Annotated in this window: 18 protein-coding genes; 8 read left to right on the forward strand and 10 right to left on the reverse strand. The window is 58.4% G+C overall.

All coding sequences use genetic code 11. The features are described from left to right. Positions 1–59: 59 nt before the first annotated feature. From ACR0J0_RS06430 to ACR0J0_RS06440, 3 genes are read left to right on the forward strand one after another with little or no spacing between them, the layout of a single operon-like run. The gene (locus ACR0J0_RS06430) at positions 60–902 is read left to right on the forward strand and encodes a DMT family transporter (protein WP_480662211.1); all 843 of its coding nucleotides are present in this window, start codon (positions 60–62) and stop codon (positions 900–902) included. A gap of 38 nt (positions 903–940) precedes the next feature. Further along, positions 941–1,714, forward strand: a complete 774-nt coding sequence (locus tag ACR0J0_RS06435; RefSeq protein WP_480662213.1) for an alpha/beta fold hydrolase — start codon at positions 941–943, stop codon at positions 1,712–1,714. Further along, positions 1,711–2,862 (forward strand): alpha-D-ribose 1-methylphosphonate 5-triphosphate diphosphatase, encoded by a 1,152-nt coding sequence (locus ACR0J0_RS06440; protein WP_480662215.1) that lies wholly within the window; start codon positions 1,711–1,713, stop codon positions 2,860–2,862. Before ACR0J0_RS06435 ends, ACR0J0_RS06440 begins: the two co-directional genes overlap by 4 nt. A gap of 1 nt (position 2,863) precedes the next feature. On the opposite strand, the gene ACR0J0_RS06445 is transcribed toward ACR0J0_RS06440, so the two are convergent. From ACR0J0_RS06445 to ACR0J0_RS06460, 4 genes are all read right to left on the reverse strand, one after another. Next, on the reverse strand, positions 2,864–3,931 hold the full coding sequence (locus ACR0J0_RS06445; protein ID WP_480662217.1) for a 5-(carboxyamino)imidazole ribonucleotide synthase: 1,068 nt from the start codon (positions 3,929–3,931) through the stop codon (positions 2,864–2,866). Next, entirely contained in the window at positions 3,931–4,689 is a 759-nt protein-coding gene (locus ACR0J0_RS06450; protein WP_480662219.1) for an NAD(P)-binding domain-containing protein, read from the reverse strand. Before ACR0J0_RS06450 ends, ACR0J0_RS06445 begins: the two co-directional genes overlap by 1 nt. Then, entirely contained in the window at positions 4,686–5,171 is a 486-nt protein-coding gene (purE, locus tag ACR0J0_RS06455; protein ID WP_480662221.1) for a 5-(carboxyamino)imidazole ribonucleotide mutase, read from the reverse strand. Before purE ends, ACR0J0_RS06450 begins: the two co-directional genes overlap by 4 nt. Positions 5,172–5,247: 76 nt before the next feature. Next, positions 5,248–5,472, reverse strand: coding sequence for a YdcH family protein (locus tag ACR0J0_RS06460; protein WP_170478426.1), 225 nt, complete (start codon positions 5,470–5,472; stop codon positions 5,248–5,250). A 164-nt stretch (positions 5,473–5,636) separates the two neighbouring features. Here ACR0J0_RS06460 and ACR0J0_RS06465 point away from each other — a divergent pair, with 164 nt between their 5' ends. From ACR0J0_RS06465 to ACR0J0_RS06480, 4 genes are all read left to right on the forward strand, one after another. After that, positions 5,637–6,050, forward strand: coding sequence for an Hsp20 family protein (locus ACR0J0_RS06465; RefSeq protein WP_058275530.1), 414 nt, complete (start codon positions 5,637–5,639; stop codon positions 6,048–6,050). 5 nt (positions 6,051–6,055) lie between these two features. Beyond that, entirely contained in the window at positions 6,056–6,280 is a 225-nt protein-coding gene (locus ACR0J0_RS06470) for a DUF1150 family protein (RefSeq protein ID WP_239337440.1), read from the forward strand. A gap of 96 nt (positions 6,281–6,376) precedes the next feature. Further along, the gene (locus ACR0J0_RS06475; protein ID WP_480662223.1) at positions 6,377–7,264 is read left to right on the forward strand and encodes a PhzF family phenazine biosynthesis protein; all 888 of its coding nucleotides are present in this window, start codon (positions 6,377–6,379) and stop codon (positions 7,262–7,264) included. Then, positions 7,261–8,130, forward strand: a complete 870-nt coding sequence (locus tag ACR0J0_RS06480; RefSeq protein ID WP_480662225.1) for a glycosyltransferase family 10 domain-containing protein — start codon at positions 7,261–7,263, stop codon at positions 8,128–8,130. The genes ACR0J0_RS06475 and ACR0J0_RS06480 overlap by 4 nt, the downstream gene beginning before the upstream one ends. Here ACR0J0_RS06480 and ACR0J0_RS06485 read toward each other — a convergent pair. From ACR0J0_RS06485 to trxB, 5 genes are all read right to left on the reverse strand, one after another. After that, positions 8,127–8,984: a hypothetical protein gene (locus tag ACR0J0_RS06485; protein ID WP_480662227.1), complete on the reverse strand. Its 858-nt coding sequence runs from the start codon at positions 8,982–8,984 to the stop codon at positions 8,127–8,129. The two genes, ACR0J0_RS06480 and ACR0J0_RS06485, sit on opposite strands and share 4 nt — an antisense overlap. 116 nt (positions 8,985–9,100) lie before the next feature. Continuing rightward, entirely contained in the window at positions 9,101–10,819 is a 1,719-nt protein-coding gene (locus tag ACR0J0_RS06490) for a bifunctional sulfate adenylyltransferase/adenylylsulfate kinase (protein ID WP_480662229.1), read from the reverse strand. Positions 10,820–11,025: 206 nt separating this feature from the next. Next, positions 11,026–12,696: an adenylate/guanylate cyclase domain-containing protein gene (locus tag ACR0J0_RS06495; RefSeq protein WP_480662231.1), complete on the reverse strand. Its 1,671-nt coding sequence runs from the start codon at positions 12,694–12,696 to the stop codon at positions 11,026–11,028. 51 nt (positions 12,697–12,747) lie between these two features. Further along, positions 12,748–13,224: an RES family NAD+ phosphorylase gene (locus tag ACR0J0_RS06500; protein ID WP_480662233.1), complete on the reverse strand. Its 477-nt coding sequence runs from the start codon at positions 13,222–13,224 to the stop codon at positions 12,748–12,750. Positions 13,225–13,228: 4 nt separating this feature from the next. Then, positions 13,229–14,170, reverse strand: a complete 942-nt coding sequence (gene trxB, locus ACR0J0_RS06505) for a thioredoxin-disulfide reductase (protein WP_480662235.1) — start codon at positions 14,168–14,170, stop codon at positions 13,229–13,231. Positions 14,171–14,397: 227 nt separating this feature from the next. Between trxB and ACR0J0_RS06510 the strand changes: the two genes are divergently transcribed. Beyond that, positions 14,398–14,898 (forward strand): Lrp/AsnC family transcriptional regulator, encoded by a 501-nt coding sequence (locus ACR0J0_RS06510; RefSeq protein ID WP_480662236.1) that lies wholly within the window; start codon positions 14,398–14,400, stop codon positions 14,896–14,898. Positions 14,899–15,014: 116 nt separating this feature from the next. On the opposite strand, the gene ACR0J0_RS06515 is transcribed toward ACR0J0_RS06510, so the two are convergent. Beyond that, complete coding sequence (locus tag ACR0J0_RS06515; protein ID WP_480662238.1) at positions 15,015–15,797, reverse strand: Hint domain-containing protein; 783 nt, start codon at positions 15,795–15,797, stop codon at positions 15,015–15,017. Between the last annotated feature and the right edge of the window lie 512 nt (positions 15,798–16,309).

A 16,309-nucleotide genomic window follows, 5' to 3' on the forward strand; every position in this document is an offset into this window, starting at 1 on the left:
TCAAGTCTCGCGCAGGAATGTGAGTGTCCAAGGAACAGTGAAACCACTATGCGGCTGATATGAGACTGCTTCTACTCACCTCACTTACGATGTGCGCCTTTGCGGCCAACTCAATCCTGAACCGTCTTGCGATAGACAGCGGTGCCAGTGATCCCATGACCTTTGCCGTTGTGCGCGTTCTGGCTGGGGCCGTGGTTCTGGCCGGGCTGGTTTTCCTGAGAGGGGGGCATCTGCCCTTGATTAACCACCGCAGAATTGCGGGCGCAGGATCTTTGTCCTTGTACATGATCGGGTTCTCGGTCGCCTATCTGACCCTGGATGCCGGTCTGGGTGCGCTGATCCTGTTTGCGGTGGTGCAGATCACGATGTTCACGGTGGTGTCGATCACAGGTGTTATGCCGACCAGTCGGCAGATCGCGGGTGCGGCGATCGCTTTATTAGGCCTGGCTTACGTGCTGTGGCCGTCCGGGGCGGTGCAGGTCAACCTGGTTGGGGCCGCGTTGATGATTGCTGCGGGTGTGGGCTGGGGGGTCTATTCGCTTGTTGGCAAGTCCGAGCCGGACGCGTTGTCCGGGACGGCCGCCAATTTCGTCGTCGCGCTACCCATGACAGCGCTGGCCTTGCTGGCGACCGGCGGGGTCTGGAACATGACGGCCAGTGGGTACGTTCTGTCCGCGCTGTCGGGTGGCATCACCTCGGGATTGGGTTATGCGCTTTGGTATCGCGTCTTGCGGCAGTTGACCCCCACAACGGCTGCAGTCGTACAACTCAGCGTTCCGATCATCGCCATTGTCGCCGGTATTATCCTGCTTGGCGAAACCGCCAGCCTGCGCTTGTTCTTGGGTGCCGCACTGGTTCTGGGCGGGATTGCGCTGGCCGTTCTGCGAGCGACCCCGCGCTAGGGGTTTATTCGGGCGTCTTTTGTCCTTATCTGGCGGATATGCGCTATTTTCTCGCCCTCTTTCTGATATTGGCTCCGACCCTCGCGCACGCGAAATGCGTCGTGCTGCTGCACGGGCTGGCTCGGACCGAGGCATCCTTTACCGTCATGGAGCAACTGTTCAAGGCGCACGGCTACACTGTTGTTCGACCGGGCTATCCGTCAACTGACCTGCCCATTCCGGAACTGGCGACGCAGACCCTGCCTCATGCCTTTGCGGAATGCGGGGACGACACTGTGAACGTGATAGCACATTCGATGGGTGGTATTCTGTTGCGCTATTGGATGCAGGACAACCATCCTGACAATCTGGGCCGCGTTGTCATGCTGGGGCCGCCCAATCAGGGCAGCCAGTTGGTGGACGAGCTTGGTGCGTATGAGGTGTTCGGCATGCTGCACGGCCCCGCCGGTCTGGCGCTGGGAACGGGCCCCGAAGGAATCCCGAGGCAACTGCCGCCTGTCGACTTCGAACTGGGGGTGATCGCGGGGGAGAATTCGCTGAACCCGTTGTTTTCCTCGATGATCGATGGGTCGGATGACGGGAAAGTTTCGGTGGAAACCACCAAGGTCGAGGGGATGGCAGACCACATCGTTTTGCCCGTGACCCATACATTCATGATGAACAACCCTCGCGTGATGGCGCAGGCGTTGCACTTCATTGAGTTCGGACAGTTCGATCCGCAGATCACCTGGCTGGATGGCGTGATGGATATCATCGACGAAATTTGCATCGGGCAGGATTGCTCGGAACCCGCTTCGGAGCCCTCTCAATGACTTCACTCACCCTGACGCTGACCGGCGCAGAGGTTCTGCTGCCGGACCAAGGCCTGACGCGTGCAGACTTGTCTTTTGCCGAAGGTGTCGTGCAGGCCGATGGTGCGGAGCGCAAGGTAGACCTTTCAGGTTATCTGGTCTTGCCAGGAATCATTGATCTGCATGGGGACGGGTTCGAACGCCACATCGCTCCGCGACGAGGCGCGATGAAGCAGATGGATGAGGGCATTCTGGCGGTCGAAGCAGAGCTGGCCGCCAATGGTATCACAACCGCGGTTCTGGCTCAGTTCCATAGTTGGGAAGGCGGTGTACGCGGCCCCGAATTCGCGGGACAGGTATTCGATGCGATCGCGTCGGTCAAAGATCGCGTCGTGACCGATCTGCTTCCGCAATTGCGGTTCGAAACCCATATGCTGGACGACTACCCGGACTTGCCCGATCGTATCGCCGCTTGGCAGGTGCCCTACGTCGTGTTCAACGACCACCTGCCTCATGACCGGCTTGCCGAAGGCCGTAAACCGCCGCGCCTGACGGGGCAAGCGCTCAAGGCCGGTCGAAATCCGGAAGTGCATTTTGAGATGTTGCTGTCCATGCATGCCCGCCGGGATGAGGTCCCGGCTGCTTTGGACGCACTTTGCAGGTCATTGGCGGAACAGGGTGTCCGCATGGGCAGCCATGATGACTCAACCGCCAAAACCCGCGCCGAATGGCGGGCACGTGGGGCTCAGATTGCCGAATTTCCCGAAACGCTTGAGGCGGCAGAGGCCGCGCGTGCCGCCGGAGATCATATCATTCTGGGGTCACCCAACGTTGTTCGTGGGGGATCGCACAAAGGCAATGTCAGTGCTCTCGACCTGATCACGATGGGATTGTGCGATGCTCTGGCGTCTGACTATCACTATCCCAGTCCGCGACGAGCAGCACTATTGCTGGCCAAATCGGGTTTGATGGATCTGGCAGGGGCGTGGGCACTGCTTTCGTCTGGCCCGGCGCGGGTTCTGGGCATGCAGGACAGAGGAACGCTTGCGCCCGGGCAACGCGCGGATGTGGTGATCCTCGATGCAAAATCCCACCGCGTCGCCGCCACGCTTTCAGGCGGGCGGGTCAGCTTTATGTCTGGCGATATCGCCGCGCGGTTCGTGGGCTAATTCACCGCGAGACGCGGTTGAAGTGCCCCATCTTGCGACCTGCCTTGACTTCGGCTTTACCATATAGGTGTAGGGCGACGTCACGCTCCCGGGCCAGCTCCGGTACGCGATCCATATCGTTTCCGATCAGGTTCTCCATAACGACGTCAGAGTGACGTTGCCCATCGCCCAGTGGCCATCCAGCCACCGCGCGGATGTGCTGCTCGAACTGATCCACCGCACAGCCGTTCTGCGTCCAGTGGCCCGAGTTGTGTACACGTGGCGCAATCTCGTTCACGATCAGGCCCTGCGGTGTCACGAACAACTCAACCCCCATCACGCCGACATAGTCCAGCGCGTTCAGGATATTGGCAGCCAGCAGCACGGCATCGGTTCGCTGCGCCGGGGCAAGGCGGGCAGGGACGGTTGTCGTGTGCAGGATACCATCGCGGTGCACGTTTTCACCGGGGTCGAAACAAGCCACCTGACCGTCAACGCCTCGGGCGGCAATGACCGATACCTCATGGCTGAAATTTACGAACCCTTCGAGGATTGCAGGCGCTCCGGCCATGTCTGCCAAGGCCGCCTCGGCATCCTCGGGACTGCGTAACCGGGCCTGTCCCTTGCCGTCATAGCCAAAACGACGTGTCTTCAGGATTGCCGGTGTGCCAATTTGGTCAATCGCTGCCTTCAGGCTGTCCAGATCCGTAATGTCCGCAAACGGAGCGGTCCTCAGGCCCAGACCGGCCAGAAAGTTCTTCTCGGTCAGCCGGTCCTGACTGACACGCAACGCCTCACGTCCCGGTCGGATGGGGCGGTGGGCTTCGAGCAGATCCAGCGCCTCGGTCGGGATGTTCTCGAATTCATAGGTGATGACATCAACGGACTCGGCAAACGCCTTCAGCGCCTCCGCATCGTCGTAAGCCGCAGTGGTCACATGATCAGCCACCTGACCCGCGGGCGGGTTGGCGCCGGGCTCGAAGATATGGGTCGCAAAGCCCAGCCGAGAGGCTGCCACCGACAGCATCCGGCCCAATTGACCACCGCCCAGAATCCCAATTCGCGCACCCGGAGCGAGCATGTTTGTCATCAGTCTGTCTCCAACCTTTTCCCAATCGCCTCCAGGGCCGAGCGCAGCGCATCATGCGCTTTGCCCGCATGCAATGCCTGCGTCATCTGAAGGCTGAGCGTTCCATCCGTCGCCAGCGCGTCGCGCTCTTCGGCCAGACGACCAGCCTTCCCGGTCTGCATCGTACTTAGAAAACCGGACAACAGCTGCGTTGTGTAAAACTCCGACGCGTCCGCGTCGCCGGTTTGTGCTGCCAACCACTCCGCGCCGGTGGCCATCACGTCCAGAATGCCGGGAACCATCGCACAGATGGCAAAATGCGCGTTCAGCGCAGCCTCATCGTTTACTTTCACGACCGGGTTCTGGGGTTCGAACAACTCGGCCAGCAGAACGTCGTTGCCAAAGGCTGCTAGCGGGCACCCGCCTTGCTGAAGAAAACCCAGCGGAATTGTTTGCACGAAATCTGTCGCTGGCGAGCACAGAGTAGAAAGTTGATCGGCGGATACAGCCGCCATTACGGATACGATTTGCTGATCCGCTTGAAACCTAAGCGGCTCCAGGACCTCTGCCGCGATTTGAGGGCGCAGACACAGGAACACGATCTCTGAGTCATCGATAACCGCTTGGGGGCTGGCTACGGTGACGCCGATTTCGGCCTTTAGTTCAGCAGACACACTGATGTTTCGTTCGGTCACGGTAATGTCGTGGCCTTTGGCCGCCAAAAAACGCGCGATAGGCGCCGCAATATGTCCGGTACCGATGAAGCCGATCCGGCTCATCCCTGCGGTTCCTCGGGGATCGAAGCTGACAGGGCCTCACGCCATGCGTCCAGCCGGTCGGCCAGCGCCGCGTCCTGCAAGGCCAGGATGCCGGCCGCCATCAGACCGGCATTTGCACCGCCGGCGGACCCAATTGCCATGGTCGCCACAGGGAAGCCCTTCGGCATCTGCACAATGGAATAAAGCGAATCGACACCGGACAGGGCGCGCGTCTGGACGGGTACGCCGATTACTGGCACGCGCGTCTTCGACGCCATCATTCCTGGCAGATGCGCAGCACCACCAGCGCCCGCAATTATGACGTGCAAGCCGCGTTGAACGGCGGTCTTGCCGTAGTCCCACAAACGATCAGGCGTGCGGTGGGCCGAAACGATGCGCTTTTCATACGCAATGCCCAGTTCATCCAGAATATCTGCGGCTTCTTTCATCGTGGGCCAGTCCGACTGGCTGCCCATGATGATCCCCACTTTCACATCGCTCATCCGCTTGCGCCCCTGCCTTCCGAAAGAGCGCGCACTATAGCCAAATCGGCCTGTCTGGCAATGCGGTACAAGGGATTCAGGCGATGATATCCGGGGTCAGGCGATCTTCGATCAGGCGAATAATGTCTTTAAGGCGCAGTTTCTGCTTTTTTAGCCTTTTGATGGTCAGCTGATCGGATGTGCCTTTGGCCTGCAACGCCTCGATCGCTTCGTCCAGATCGCGGTGCTGACGCCGAAAGACCTCAAGCTCTACCCGCAGAACTTCATCTGTTTTCATCGAAATATCAGTGGGCGCGTTCATGGGCGACTCGGTCTTTATTGTGGTGCTTTCCACACAAGATAGTGTGTCAGGGTTTATCCGGCCAGACCTTGTGGACATCCCCGCATATTCCCATATTCTATCGTACGCGGTTGCCAGAACGGGGCCGCACCACACGTCGCTTTGGCAATAAAGGACGAGAATACGTGTCAAAACTTACTCTTGGCTCATACCCGCATCTTCTTGGGTTCGAGCAGTTGGAGCGCCTTCTGGAACGGTCTGCAAAGGCTGGCAACGAAGGATACCCGCCCTATAACATCGAACAGACCTCGGATTTTTCCTATCGCATCACGCTGGCAGTGGCCGGTTTTGCGGAAGAGGACCTGTCGATTACCATCGAGGATCGCCAGTTGGTGATCCGGGGCCGTCAACGCGACGACAGCGAGGGGCGTATCTTTCTGCATCGCGGCATCGCGGCGCGTCAGTTCCAGCGCATGTTCGTGCTGGCCGACGGTGTCGAGGTGGGCGAGGCGATTATGGAAAACGGTCTGCTTCATGTGGACCTGACCCGTGCCGTGCCGGAAACCGTGGTTCAGACAATCAATATACGAAAGGGGTAAGAGCAATGAATACACAGATTGAAATCAACGCCGAAGGCGACCGGATCGTATACGTAAAAGCTGTCGACGTTGCTGACCTACCGCGCGAAGTGCGCGAACAGGCCGGTGATCTGGACCAGCTCTACGCCGTGCATGACTCCGATGGTCAGCAACTGGCACTGGTCGCCGACCGCAAGCTGGCCTTCGTTCTGGCACGCGAACACGACTTCTCACCGGTGGCCGTTCACTGAAACGGCCCCGCTTTCCGCGATTTTCCCGTGACATCTGCCGCCCAGCGGGTGAGATATGCGAACCAAAAAAAGGTTCGCAGGGCGGAGGCACCATAAATGAGCTGGTTTGAATATGACTGGGTGGACGCCTTCAGCGACCGCGCTTTTGGCGGTAACGGCTGCGCCGTAGTCCATGGCGGAGCCGTCCTGCCCGAAGATGTCTGTACCGCCTATGTGCGCGAGACCTCGTTAGTTGAATGCACATTCACCGGGCCCTCAGACGTCGCCGACATCCGTGTGCGTTACTTTCTTGCCAGCCGTGAAATCCCTTTTGCCGGACACCCGACTATCGCAACTGTCGCGGCTATGCAGTCACGCGGACTGGTTCAGGGCGATGCGCTGACGCTGGAGACAGGGGCGGGGATCGTGTCGATCCGACTGAACGGCAATGAGATCGAGATGACGCAGATCGCGCCGCAATTCGGCACCGTGGTTCCCGCCGATTTGGTTGCCGCAGCTATCGGCCTGCCTGAAAGCGCGATCATTTCGCCGCCGCAGATGGTTTCTACTGGGTTGCCATTCTGCGTCACCCTGCTGCGCGATCACGAAGCGTTGCGCGCCGCGAAGCTGGCCGAAGAACCTTTGCGTAAGGTGATCGAAGCCGGAGGATATTCCGGATCGGACATGGCCGAGCCCTTCCTTGTTACATTGAAAGGTGCGACCGAGGCGGGTGACACTTTCTCGCGCCTGCTGATGTTGCCACCCAACCCGCCCGAAGATCCGTTCACCGGATCCGCCACCGGAGCCATGGCGGCCTATCTTTGGAAGTACGGGTTGATGCCAAAGGATACTTTTACCGCCGAGCAAGGCCATGACATGGGCCGTCCTGGTCAGGCGACCGTCACGCGTGTCGGGCCAGCGGATGCAATGGCTGGTATCAAGGTTGCAGGCCGCGGCTTTGTCCTGATGCGCGGTCAGGTCGACCTGCCTGAGCAACTGCAATGACCAAAGCCGCGATCGCCATCCTGCCCTATGGGCACCGTCTGGGGCCAAAACTATCCTCGGTTCCCTTGTCCGAGTTGACCTGGCCCGAAAGGTGCCCGGGTCGGCTGACAGGCAAAACGGTTGGCGATCTGGAACGCACCGATCACCTGATCATGTATCCCAATTCGACCGTGCATCTGCGTCTGCGCCGGGGAACCCGTGCGCAGATTTCACTGATGATGGGTGAGCCATCCGCCATCCATGCCAAGCATGATCGGATGCTGCGCTATACGTGGCGGCGGTTCTTTCGGGTGATGACCTTCCACGACGCGTTGCTGCAGAGTATCCCGAACGCGGTGTTTTTGCCCTACGGAGTCACGATGGTTCCGGAATGGCGTGACCTAAATGATGAAAAGACCAAATCCTGTTCGCTGATCGCTTCGGCCAAACGCGATCTCGAAGGGCATCAACTGCGTCATTCCGTAATAGACTGGGTGCGTAAATCGACCGCTGACGTGGATATCATGGGCCGCGGCTATACGCCGTTTGATCGCAAGTCCGACGGTCTGGCCCCGTATCGTTATTCGGTGGTTATCGAGAATGTGCGTGAGAAGAACTATTTCTCGGAAAAGCTGACGGACGCGATCCTTTGTTCGACGGTTCCAATCTATTGGGGTTGCCCGAACATTGGTGATTTCATGGATACCGGGGGCATGATCCTGTGCGAGTCCGAGGCCGATATTCGGCAGGCAATCAACGGCTTATCCGCAGACGACTATAACCAGCGGCTGCCGCACCTGAAGGCCGTTCAGGACAAGGCGGCTGAATACGGCGACTTTGAAGGCCGAGCGGTGCGCACATTGAGGGACCAGATAAACTCGACCTAGCGGCCCGCTGGCCGAGGCGCCAGCCATCCGACGGGCAGGATCGGACTGGCCGAAGGTTCGACACCGTGGCGTTCGCAGAGCCGGTGCAGATAGGATCCCACGACGGGCAGTCCGGCAGCTTTGTTCGCCAACAGTTTTTTCTGGTGCCCATAAACATGGACCGAATGAACCGCGTCGCGTTCGATTTCGGTCGTCAGAATGCGCGGGTCGTGCAGTTTCCACAAATCCTCGGTCGCCAATGGATAGAATACACCGGCATGCATCGCGTGGCTCTCTTCGCCGGTTTGTCGCAAAAAGAACTCTAACGCTTTGGGGCCTGAACTGCCCCATGGAAGGGACTCGATGCCCCAGGTTTCGCCGTTTCGGATACGTCGGCGATTGCGGCGATACAACCTGCCGCCCCGCCAGGGTTGGGTGGGGTTGGCCGACGTCACAAATTCATACGTCAGGGCCAGTGTTTCCGAGTTCTCAGGCAGGCGCAGCACACCGTTGGGATAGTTCCCTGCATGCGAGCAACCGAAAACGTATGGCGATGAGAACGCGAAGGGTTTCACGCAATAGGCATCCAGATCGACCCAGATGAACTGCGTCTTTTGCATGAGCCGCAGCCGGAAGATGTCGGAAAACACCGCAACCCCTTGCCTGTCCTCAACGCGGAGTTCAAACGGTGCTGGCCAGAGGATGTCGCCCGCAGGACGTATCTCGACGCCGTTGGGAACGCCCTTGATGTCCTGCGCGGTATACAGAATGAACCGGTGGCCGTTGTCGAGATAGGATTGAATGCACAGCGCCTCGAGCCAGCTCAGGTCTGATCCGAACCAGAAACTGGCGATTGCAGGCAGGTCTCGGGTCATGGGCACTTTGCGCTTTGAACTGTTCCCGTATTTGCAGCAAGGCAGGGCGCGCTTGTCAATCCGGCACAAAAAAGCGGCCACCGAGGGCCGCTTTGTTTGTTGAAGTCAGGGCTGACTTACGATGCCGCAATCAGACCCATGCTTTCCAGTTTCAAGAGGACCTGGTGGGCGCAGTTGTCGACCTCGACGTTCTCGGTCTCAACGCTCAACTCAGGGGCCTCAGGCACATCGTACGGGTCCGAGATGCCGGTGAACTCTTTGATCTTGCCTTCGCGCGCCAGCTTGTACAGACCTTTGCGGTCACGGCGTTCGCATTCCTCAAGGCTGGTGGCCACGTGAACCTCGCAGAATGCGCCGAACTGTTCGATCTCTTCACGAACTGCGCGGCGAGTGGTCGCATAAGGCGCGATGGGCGCGCAGATCGCGATACCGCCGTTCTTGGTGATTTCGCTGGCCACGTAGCCGATGCGGCGAATGTTCAAGTCGCGGTGTTCTTTGGAGAAGCCAAGCTCGGATGACAGGTTTTTTCGAACGATATCACCATCCAGCAAGGTAACCGGACGATCGCCCGTTTCCATCAGCTTGACCATCAAAGCGTTGGCAATGGTCGATTTCCCCGAACCCGAGAAGCCCGTGAAGAACACGGTGAACCCTTGCTGCGAACGCGGCGGGAAGCGATTGCGCAGTTCCTGCACAACTTCGGGGAATGAGAACCACTCGGGGATTTCCAGCCCTTCGCGCAGACGGCGGCGGAGCTCGGTTCCCGAGATGTTCAGGATGGTGACGTTGTCCTTGTCATGGATTTCATCATTCGGCTCATACTGGGCGCGTTCCTGGACGTAGACCATGTGTTTGAAATCGACCATCTCGATGCCGATTTCGTCCTGATACTGGCGGAACAGGTCTTGCGCATCATAGGGGCCATAAAAATCTTCGCCCTGGCTGTTTTTGCCCGGACCGGCATGGTCACGCCCGACAATAAAGTGGGTGCAGCCGTGGTTTGCGCGGATCAGCCCGTGCCAAACCGCCTCGCGCGGGCCAGCCATGCGCATTGCCAGATTCAGCAGCGACATCGATGTGGTCGAGGCCGGGTATTTGTCCAGCACCGCCTCGTAGCAGCGTACGCGGGTGAAGTGGTCCACATCGCCCGGTTTGGTCATGCCCACGACCGGATGGATCAACAGGTTGGCCTGCGCTTCTTTGGCGGCGCGGAAGGTCAGTTCCTGGTGCGCACGGTGCAGCGGGTTACGGGTCTGGAACGCGACGATGCGGCGCCAACCGACCTTGCGGAAATAGGCACGAAGTTCGTTCGGAGTATCACGACGAGCGCGGAAGTCGTAGTGGACGGGTTGTTGGATGCCGACCACGGGGCCACCCAGATACACCTTGCCCGCGACGTTGTGCAGGTAGTTTACCGCCGGGTGGGCTTCGTCATTCGCGCCAAAGACCTTTTCGGCCTCGCGCGCCTTGTCCGGGGTCCAGCGGTCGGTAACGGTCATGGTGCCCAGAATGACGCCTTCCTGGTCGCGCAACGCGATGTCCTGACCTAGCTCGATGGTGTCGGCAAATGCCTCGTCGACATCCAGTGTGATGGGCATCGGCCACAGGGTGCCGTCAGCCAGCCGCATGTTCTCGACAACGTTGTCGTAGTCCGCCTCGCTGAGGAACCCTTTGAGCGGATTGAACCCGCCATTCATCAGCAATTCCAGGTCACAGATCTGACGCGGGCTCAGATCCCAGCTGGTCAGATCGGCGGCTTCCACCTTCAGTTTCTGCGCCGAGTCGTACGAGACATACAGTTCGGAGATCGGGGCCAGATTACTTAACATTGTCATTGGAATACTCTTGTCAAAGTGCTGTTTTGCCGTTGTTTAAAGGGCGTTTGCCCCGGCTTTTGCTTGAAGTCCATATAGTGTGGTTAAACAAAGGACGATATGCGCGGTTTTTCCGCGGAATGGAAGGATATTCCTGTTTCTGTAGAAATTGGCGAAGCTGGTCCCTGGGATGGGCAACAATGCGCCCGGTTCGAGAGAGAGTGTTCCTATGCGGCGACACTTGTGATCAGGTCTGCAGCGTTCTGGACGGGCAGGGCGGGAATCGGGCACGTCACGCCGCGCAGCTCGAAGCACTGAACCTGCCGCATGTCGCCCTCATATCCTGCAGCCAGCAACAACTCTTCCGAGACCAGAAGTTCGCAGCCCAGCTTTTTGGTTTCAGCTTCCAATCGGCTGGCGACGTTGACCGTGTCACCGATGATCGTGCGAGCGGCATGGCCGGCGGCGCCGATCTCGCCCAGCACCAAATCTCCAAGATGCAAGCCCATTCCAATGCGAATCCGAGGGCTGCCTTCGGTTTCCAACTGCTGGTTGAACCGTTTCAGCGCAAGACTGATATCTGTGGCGGCCTTCATCCCGGCGCGGGCCGAGCTTTGGGCGTCGGCCGTTTCGAAAACCGCCAGTAGGCCATCTCCCATGTATTTGTCGACCACGCCGCCCTCGGCCGTAATTGCCGGAACGATGGCATCGAAAAAGCGGTTCAGCAGGAAAACGATATCATAGGGCAACTGACCAGCTGTGCGCGAGGTAAAGCCGCGCATGTCCAGAAACAGCACCGCCAATTGCCGTTCCTGACCCTGGCTTGCATGTGCCCGGTGCCTCGCGCCATCCGGACGGAACATGCGAAAGGCCGTGATCGGTTCGGTCGGGCGGATTTGGCAAGCCAGACGCGCTCCTTCCGGTGCGCTGACGGCCGCAAGGCTACGCGCTTCGATGTCGCTGGGCTCGGGCAATTGATCCGCGCCATCTTCGACAATCACACGGCAGGTCGTGCATCGGCCCTTGCCACCACACAAAGCGGTGTGCGGAATTCCATTGGCCTGTGAAATCTCAAGCAGGGTCATGCCCTTTTCTGCAACGACTTCTGGGCCTTCAAGGTATTTGACGCGCACAGAATGCCTGCGACGCCAAAGTTTGCGGATCACAAATACGGCCATAGTTGCGCCCAAAGCCAGCCAGAAGGCCATCAGCGCATTGTCTTTTACACTGAAGAGGGCCTGAAATTCTTCGGGAGAAGGCCAGTTGTAATGCTCAATATATTGCTCACGTAAAAATGGGTCTGCAAAATCGGCCCAGATCCGGCGCCCTTCCGTCAACAATCCGGTAAGGGCAAATGTCGGAATGAACACCGCCACGCCAATCAGATAAGGCACAGTATTGGACCACCAGCGGGTCAGCCTTAACCACATGTGCAGCCCGATACAGCCATGTACCCATACCACCAACAAAAGCAGGCTTTGCAACCAGACCGCATAGCTGGGCCACATCAGAACGATGATGTACCCCATCTCGTCATTCACATCGTAGACCGTGTTGGCATAGCGTGTCTGGACAATGTGCGAGATCAATTGCAGCGGGATCAACAGCCCCAGAATAACCTGCAATCCGGTGCTGAACGGCATCCGCAATGTCCGGCGCTGGCTGATCGAATACAGCGCCAGCCCTGCGTGTATGAACAGCGCGGCATATAGGATCACACTGCCAATATCGTGGCGGGTGATGACGTGCCGGGCATCCTGCATGTCGTGTAGGTAATCGGTGTGGAACAGACCCAGACCGATGTTGATGAAGTGAAAGAACGCAAAGGCAAACAGAATCAGACCGCTGCCGATCCTCAGCCGGGTCGCCCAGCTGCCTTGCCAAAGAACACTTTTCAATCAGGTCACCTGCATCTGTCTCGCCGTAATCCGAGTCTGATACGTGGCAGCTTAGCGGTCAAGCGCACGTTGCGAATAGGGCGGCACCCAAGCTTGTGCAGGCGCATCTACGCGGATGAGGGCAGGAGAGGTATCGAACAGGACGATATGGCTGAGTTCCGGGCGTGAACGCGAGCTGTAAAGCAACCCGTCAGCGCCCGCGTCTCTGGCCCGGTCAGAGTATCGCCATGTCGGAGAGGTGCCCTGCTCTTCGTGAATGCCTTGCCAGACGATCGACGCGTCGCTCTGCCCTCGCAAGTCGTATAGCTTTGCGCCGGTTATGTGCGCTTGTTGTATGACCCTCGGCAGGTCGCTGGGCGAGACATATCGCCGAATGGCGACGCCGGCACCTTCTGCGCTGAGCGAGGCATACAGAGCTGTCTGTCCCGAATAGTGAAAACGCCCCTCGGGTGCCCGCGCGGGGGTCAGAGGGGCGTCCATTTGTGATAGAAACAGAATTCTCCAGACCGGGCCGGAAAATTCCAGCACCGGATTACTCCTGCTCGGCCAGAAAACGCTCGGCGTCCAGAGCGGCCATGCAGCCCATGCCGGCGCTGGTCACGGCCTGGCGATAAACGTGGTCGGTCAGGTCGCCTGCCGCGAAAATCCCCGGCACCGAGGTTTCGGTGGTGCCCGGCTTGGTCACGACATAGCCACCCATATGGGTTTCCAGCGAATCCTTGACCAGTTCGTTGGCCGGGGCGTGACCGATGGCAACGAAGACACCCTTACACGGGATTTCTGTGATCTCGCCGGTTTTTACGTTTTTGACACGCACGCCTTCGACACCCAGCGGGGCGTCAGTCCCGATCACTTCGTCCAGTTCGTGGAACCAAAGTGGTTCTATCTTTTCGTTCTTCAGCAGACGGTCCTGCAGAATTTTCTCGGCCCGCAATTCATCCCGGCGGTGAATCAGAGTGACCTTGCTGGCGAAATTGGTCAGGAACAACGCCTCTTCGACTGCGGTGTTGCCGCCGCCGATCACCACGATTTCCTGCCCGCGATAGAAAAAACCGTCGCAGGTGGCACAGGCCGAAACGCCAAACCCCTTGAATTTCTCTTCTGAGGGCAGGCCCAACCATTTGGCGCGTGCGCCGGTGGCCAGAATAACGGCATCGGCAGTGTACGTCGTGCCATTATCACCCTTTGCGGTGAATGGGCGTTTGCTGACATCCAGGTCGCTAATGATATCGCCAATGACTTCACAGCCCATCGCCTTGGCGTGATCCTGCATCTTGATCATCAGGTCGGGGCCCTGAACTTCAGTGAAGCCGGGGTAGTTTTCGACATCCGTGGTCGTGGTCAGTTGGCCACCGGGTTCGATCCCCTGAACTAGAATAGGCTCCAGCATTGCGCGGCTGGCGTAGACGCCGGCCGTATAACCGGCCGGTCCCGATCCGATGATCAAAACCTTGGTGTGTCGTGTTTCGGCCATGGTACCCCCAACTCGATCTGCCTGATGCGGGCGCATAGCCCCTGACGGATGGATATAGCGACCGCCGCGCAGGGCTTAAACCCCCTTCGTTTCGTCTACCCGCTATGCATCCGGGGAAGAGTGCCCAAATTAAAGGACATTGAAAATGTGGAATATTGCGCATGTACGAAAGATAATTGCGCATTGATCGGGTGCTGATATAACAACCGAAAAACTAGGAGCATTTCATGGTCGCGATACGGCTGGATGAGATTGACCGAAAGATTCTGGCAGAATTGCAGGCCGACGGTCGTATGACCAACGTCGAGCTGGCAAAACGTGTGGGAATTTCCGCGCCGCCGTGCCTGCGGCGTGTGCGTACACTTGAGGAATCTGGATTTATCCGCGGTTATCATGCCGACGTGAACGCGCGCGAACTGGGGTTCGAGGTTCAGGTCTTTGCCATGGTGGGGCTGGAAAGCCAGGCGGAAACCGAGCTCAATGCGTTCGAGGAACGCTGCCGCGAATGGCCCTTGGTCCGTGAATGCCACATGTTGAATGGCGAAGTGGACTTTATCCTGAAATGTGTCGCCCCCGATCTGAGCAGTTTTCAGCAGTTTCTGACGGGCGAACTGTTGACCACACCAAACGTGGCCAGTGTCAAAACGTCGCTTGTTATCCGCGGCGCAAAAGACGAGCCCGGCGTTCCCTTCGATGTTCTCGAAGAACGAATGAGCCGGACGGCGTAAACATCATCCGTTTGCTTTGCGGTTTTGACGGCGGCAGAAAAGCTGCGACCGTCAAGGTTAGAATCCAACTAATTATCAGCTGCATAATGCCCCCACATTGCAGTTATCATCGGGTATCAGGCCGTGATCGCATCTATCTCTCCGTCACCGGCGCGCGGCAGAATCAGCGGGCCAAAGTCGTTTGGTGATTCGATGTGTGCGAACAGGTTCAGATAAATCGACCGTAGCGAGTGGCTTACCTGGCGCACGGCGTTGATGCCGGGATGGTAAGATTCAAATTGCAGGCCGTCGACTTTGATGACCGAATGGCGCTTCAGGCAGATGTGAAACAGCTCGATCGGTGTCGGCGGCAGCGTTTCGATCACGCTCATGCCGTCTTGGAACTCATGGACCGGAGTCAGAATTTCACTGCCCCCGTGCAGATGCCGCATGTGCGCGGGCGTACCCAGCAAGCGCGCAGCGGGTCCCGCAATGACGCCGGACATCGGTTTTTGCATTCCGAATGTGTCCGCCATGATCCGAGTCAGCGGTCGTGTCCGACCCCGCGAATCTTCGCGGCCCGGAATCAGGGTCACAGATCCCTTCCACAACACGGTCTGCGAACTTCCGTCCTGCGTCAGAACGGTATTGCCCGGCAACAGATCTTCGATCGCTAGTGGACCAGTTTCCGTTTCAACCAGCGATCCACGCGTAAAGGCGCAAAAGGCGTCTTCGAACATCGACAGTGCCGGGGCGATATGGCGCGTTTGCGAAACATCTCCGTTTGGCATCAAGGAACTGACCTCATAGCGCCGCAGTTGCGCTTTTGGCCTTGGATTTGCCCTTGAGCGTTCGCGCAGCATTGCCGATGTTTCGACGGCATTTCTGGCCGCGCGGGCCAAGGAATGTGGAATCGTCATTGGTATTCCGTCCCCTCTAATAACCGTTCAGACAGGTGAAACCCTCCGTACAGGGCCGCCTGATCGGTCTCTTTTTTGTCTTGAATGAGATGAAGACCACAGGGCGAACGCCGTACCGGCGCCGCGACGCGATTAAAATTCGCATATCTTTGGTCAACATACTGACCCCCCAGACAAACTCACTACACCGCAGGCGGAAATTGCCCACGCACACACGCCCCATATCCTTGCCGCTGGAAATCTTAGCGACAGGTCACACATCGGCTCGGAGCACCCCTCCGATGTGTTTCTTAACCCCAGGAGCCGGCAGCGTGGTCCCTGGGCTTTTGGTCAGCGTCGGGTTGCCAGACGGCGTGCGACTCTGACCGAACTGCTGGAAACCCGTTTCCACGGCATCTCCGGTGCCTGCTTTCTTGTGGCCGCAACGACGGCACTGAGAAAGCGAGATTTTACCTTCATTTTTTTGTTCCTGCTCGTATTGGGAGCGAACGCCCCGATTTCCTCTGTCGAAC

It is taken from the genome of Ruegeria sp. BF12 (genome assembly GCF_056538705.1).

Excerpts from the sequence above, each read along its gene's own strand:
- ACR0J0_RS06475 (WP_480662223.1), top strand. The coding sequence starts at position 6,377 with ATGAGCTGGTTTGAATATGACTGGGTGGACGCCTTCAGCGACCGCGCT.
- ACR0J0_RS06430 (WP_480662211.1), top strand. The coding sequence starts at position 60 with ATGAGACTGCTTCTACTCACCTCACTTACGATGTGCGCCTTTGCGGCC.
- ACR0J0_RS06445 (WP_480662217.1), bottom strand. The coding sequence starts at position 3,931 with ATGACAAACATGCTCGCTCCGGGTGCGCGAATTGGGATTCTGGGCGGT.
- ACR0J0_RS06435 (WP_480662213.1), top strand. The coding sequence starts at position 941 with ATGCGCTATTTTCTCGCCCTCTTTCTGATATTGGCTCCGACCCTCGCG.
- ACR0J0_RS06510 (WP_480662236.1), top strand. The coding sequence starts at position 14,398 with ATGGTCGCGATACGGCTGGATGAGATTGACCGAAAGATTCTGGCAGAA.
- ACR0J0_RS06490 (WP_480662229.1), bottom strand. The coding sequence starts at position 10,819 with ATGACAATGTTAAGTAATCTGGCCCCGATCTCCGAACTGTATGTCTCG.
- ACR0J0_RS06480 (WP_480662225.1), top strand. The coding sequence starts at position 7,261 with ATGACCAAAGCCGCGATCGCCATCCTGCCCTATGGGCACCGTCTGGGG.
- ACR0J0_RS06440 (WP_480662215.1), top strand. The coding sequence starts at position 1,711 with ATGACTTCACTCACCCTGACGCTGACCGGCGCAGAGGTTCTGCTGCCG.
- trxB (WP_480662235.1), bottom strand. The coding sequence starts at position 14,170 with ATGGCCGAAACACGACACACCAAGGTTTTGATCATCGGATCGGGACCG.
- ACR0J0_RS06450 (WP_480662219.1), bottom strand. The coding sequence starts at position 4,689 with ATGAGCCGGATCGGCTTCATCGGTACCGGACATATTGCGGCGCCTATC.
- ACR0J0_RS06470 (WP_239337440.1), top strand. The coding sequence starts at position 6,056 with ATGAATACACAGATTGAAATCAACGCCGAAGGCGACCGGATCGTATAC.
- ACR0J0_RS06515 (WP_480662238.1), bottom strand. The coding sequence starts at position 15,797 with ATGACGATTCCACATTCCTTGGCCCGCGCGGCCAGAAATGCCGTCGAA.
- purE (WP_480662221.1), bottom strand. The coding sequence starts at position 5,171 with ATGAGCGATGTGAAAGTGGGGATCATCATGGGCAGCCAGTCGGACTGG.
- ACR0J0_RS06485 (WP_480662227.1), bottom strand. The coding sequence starts at position 8,984 with ATGACCCGAGACCTGCCTGCAATCGCCAGTTTCTGGTTCGGATCAGAC.
- ACR0J0_RS06460 (WP_170478426.1), bottom strand. The coding sequence starts at position 5,472 with ATGAACGCGCCCACTGATATTTCGATGAAAACAGATGAAGTTCTGCGG.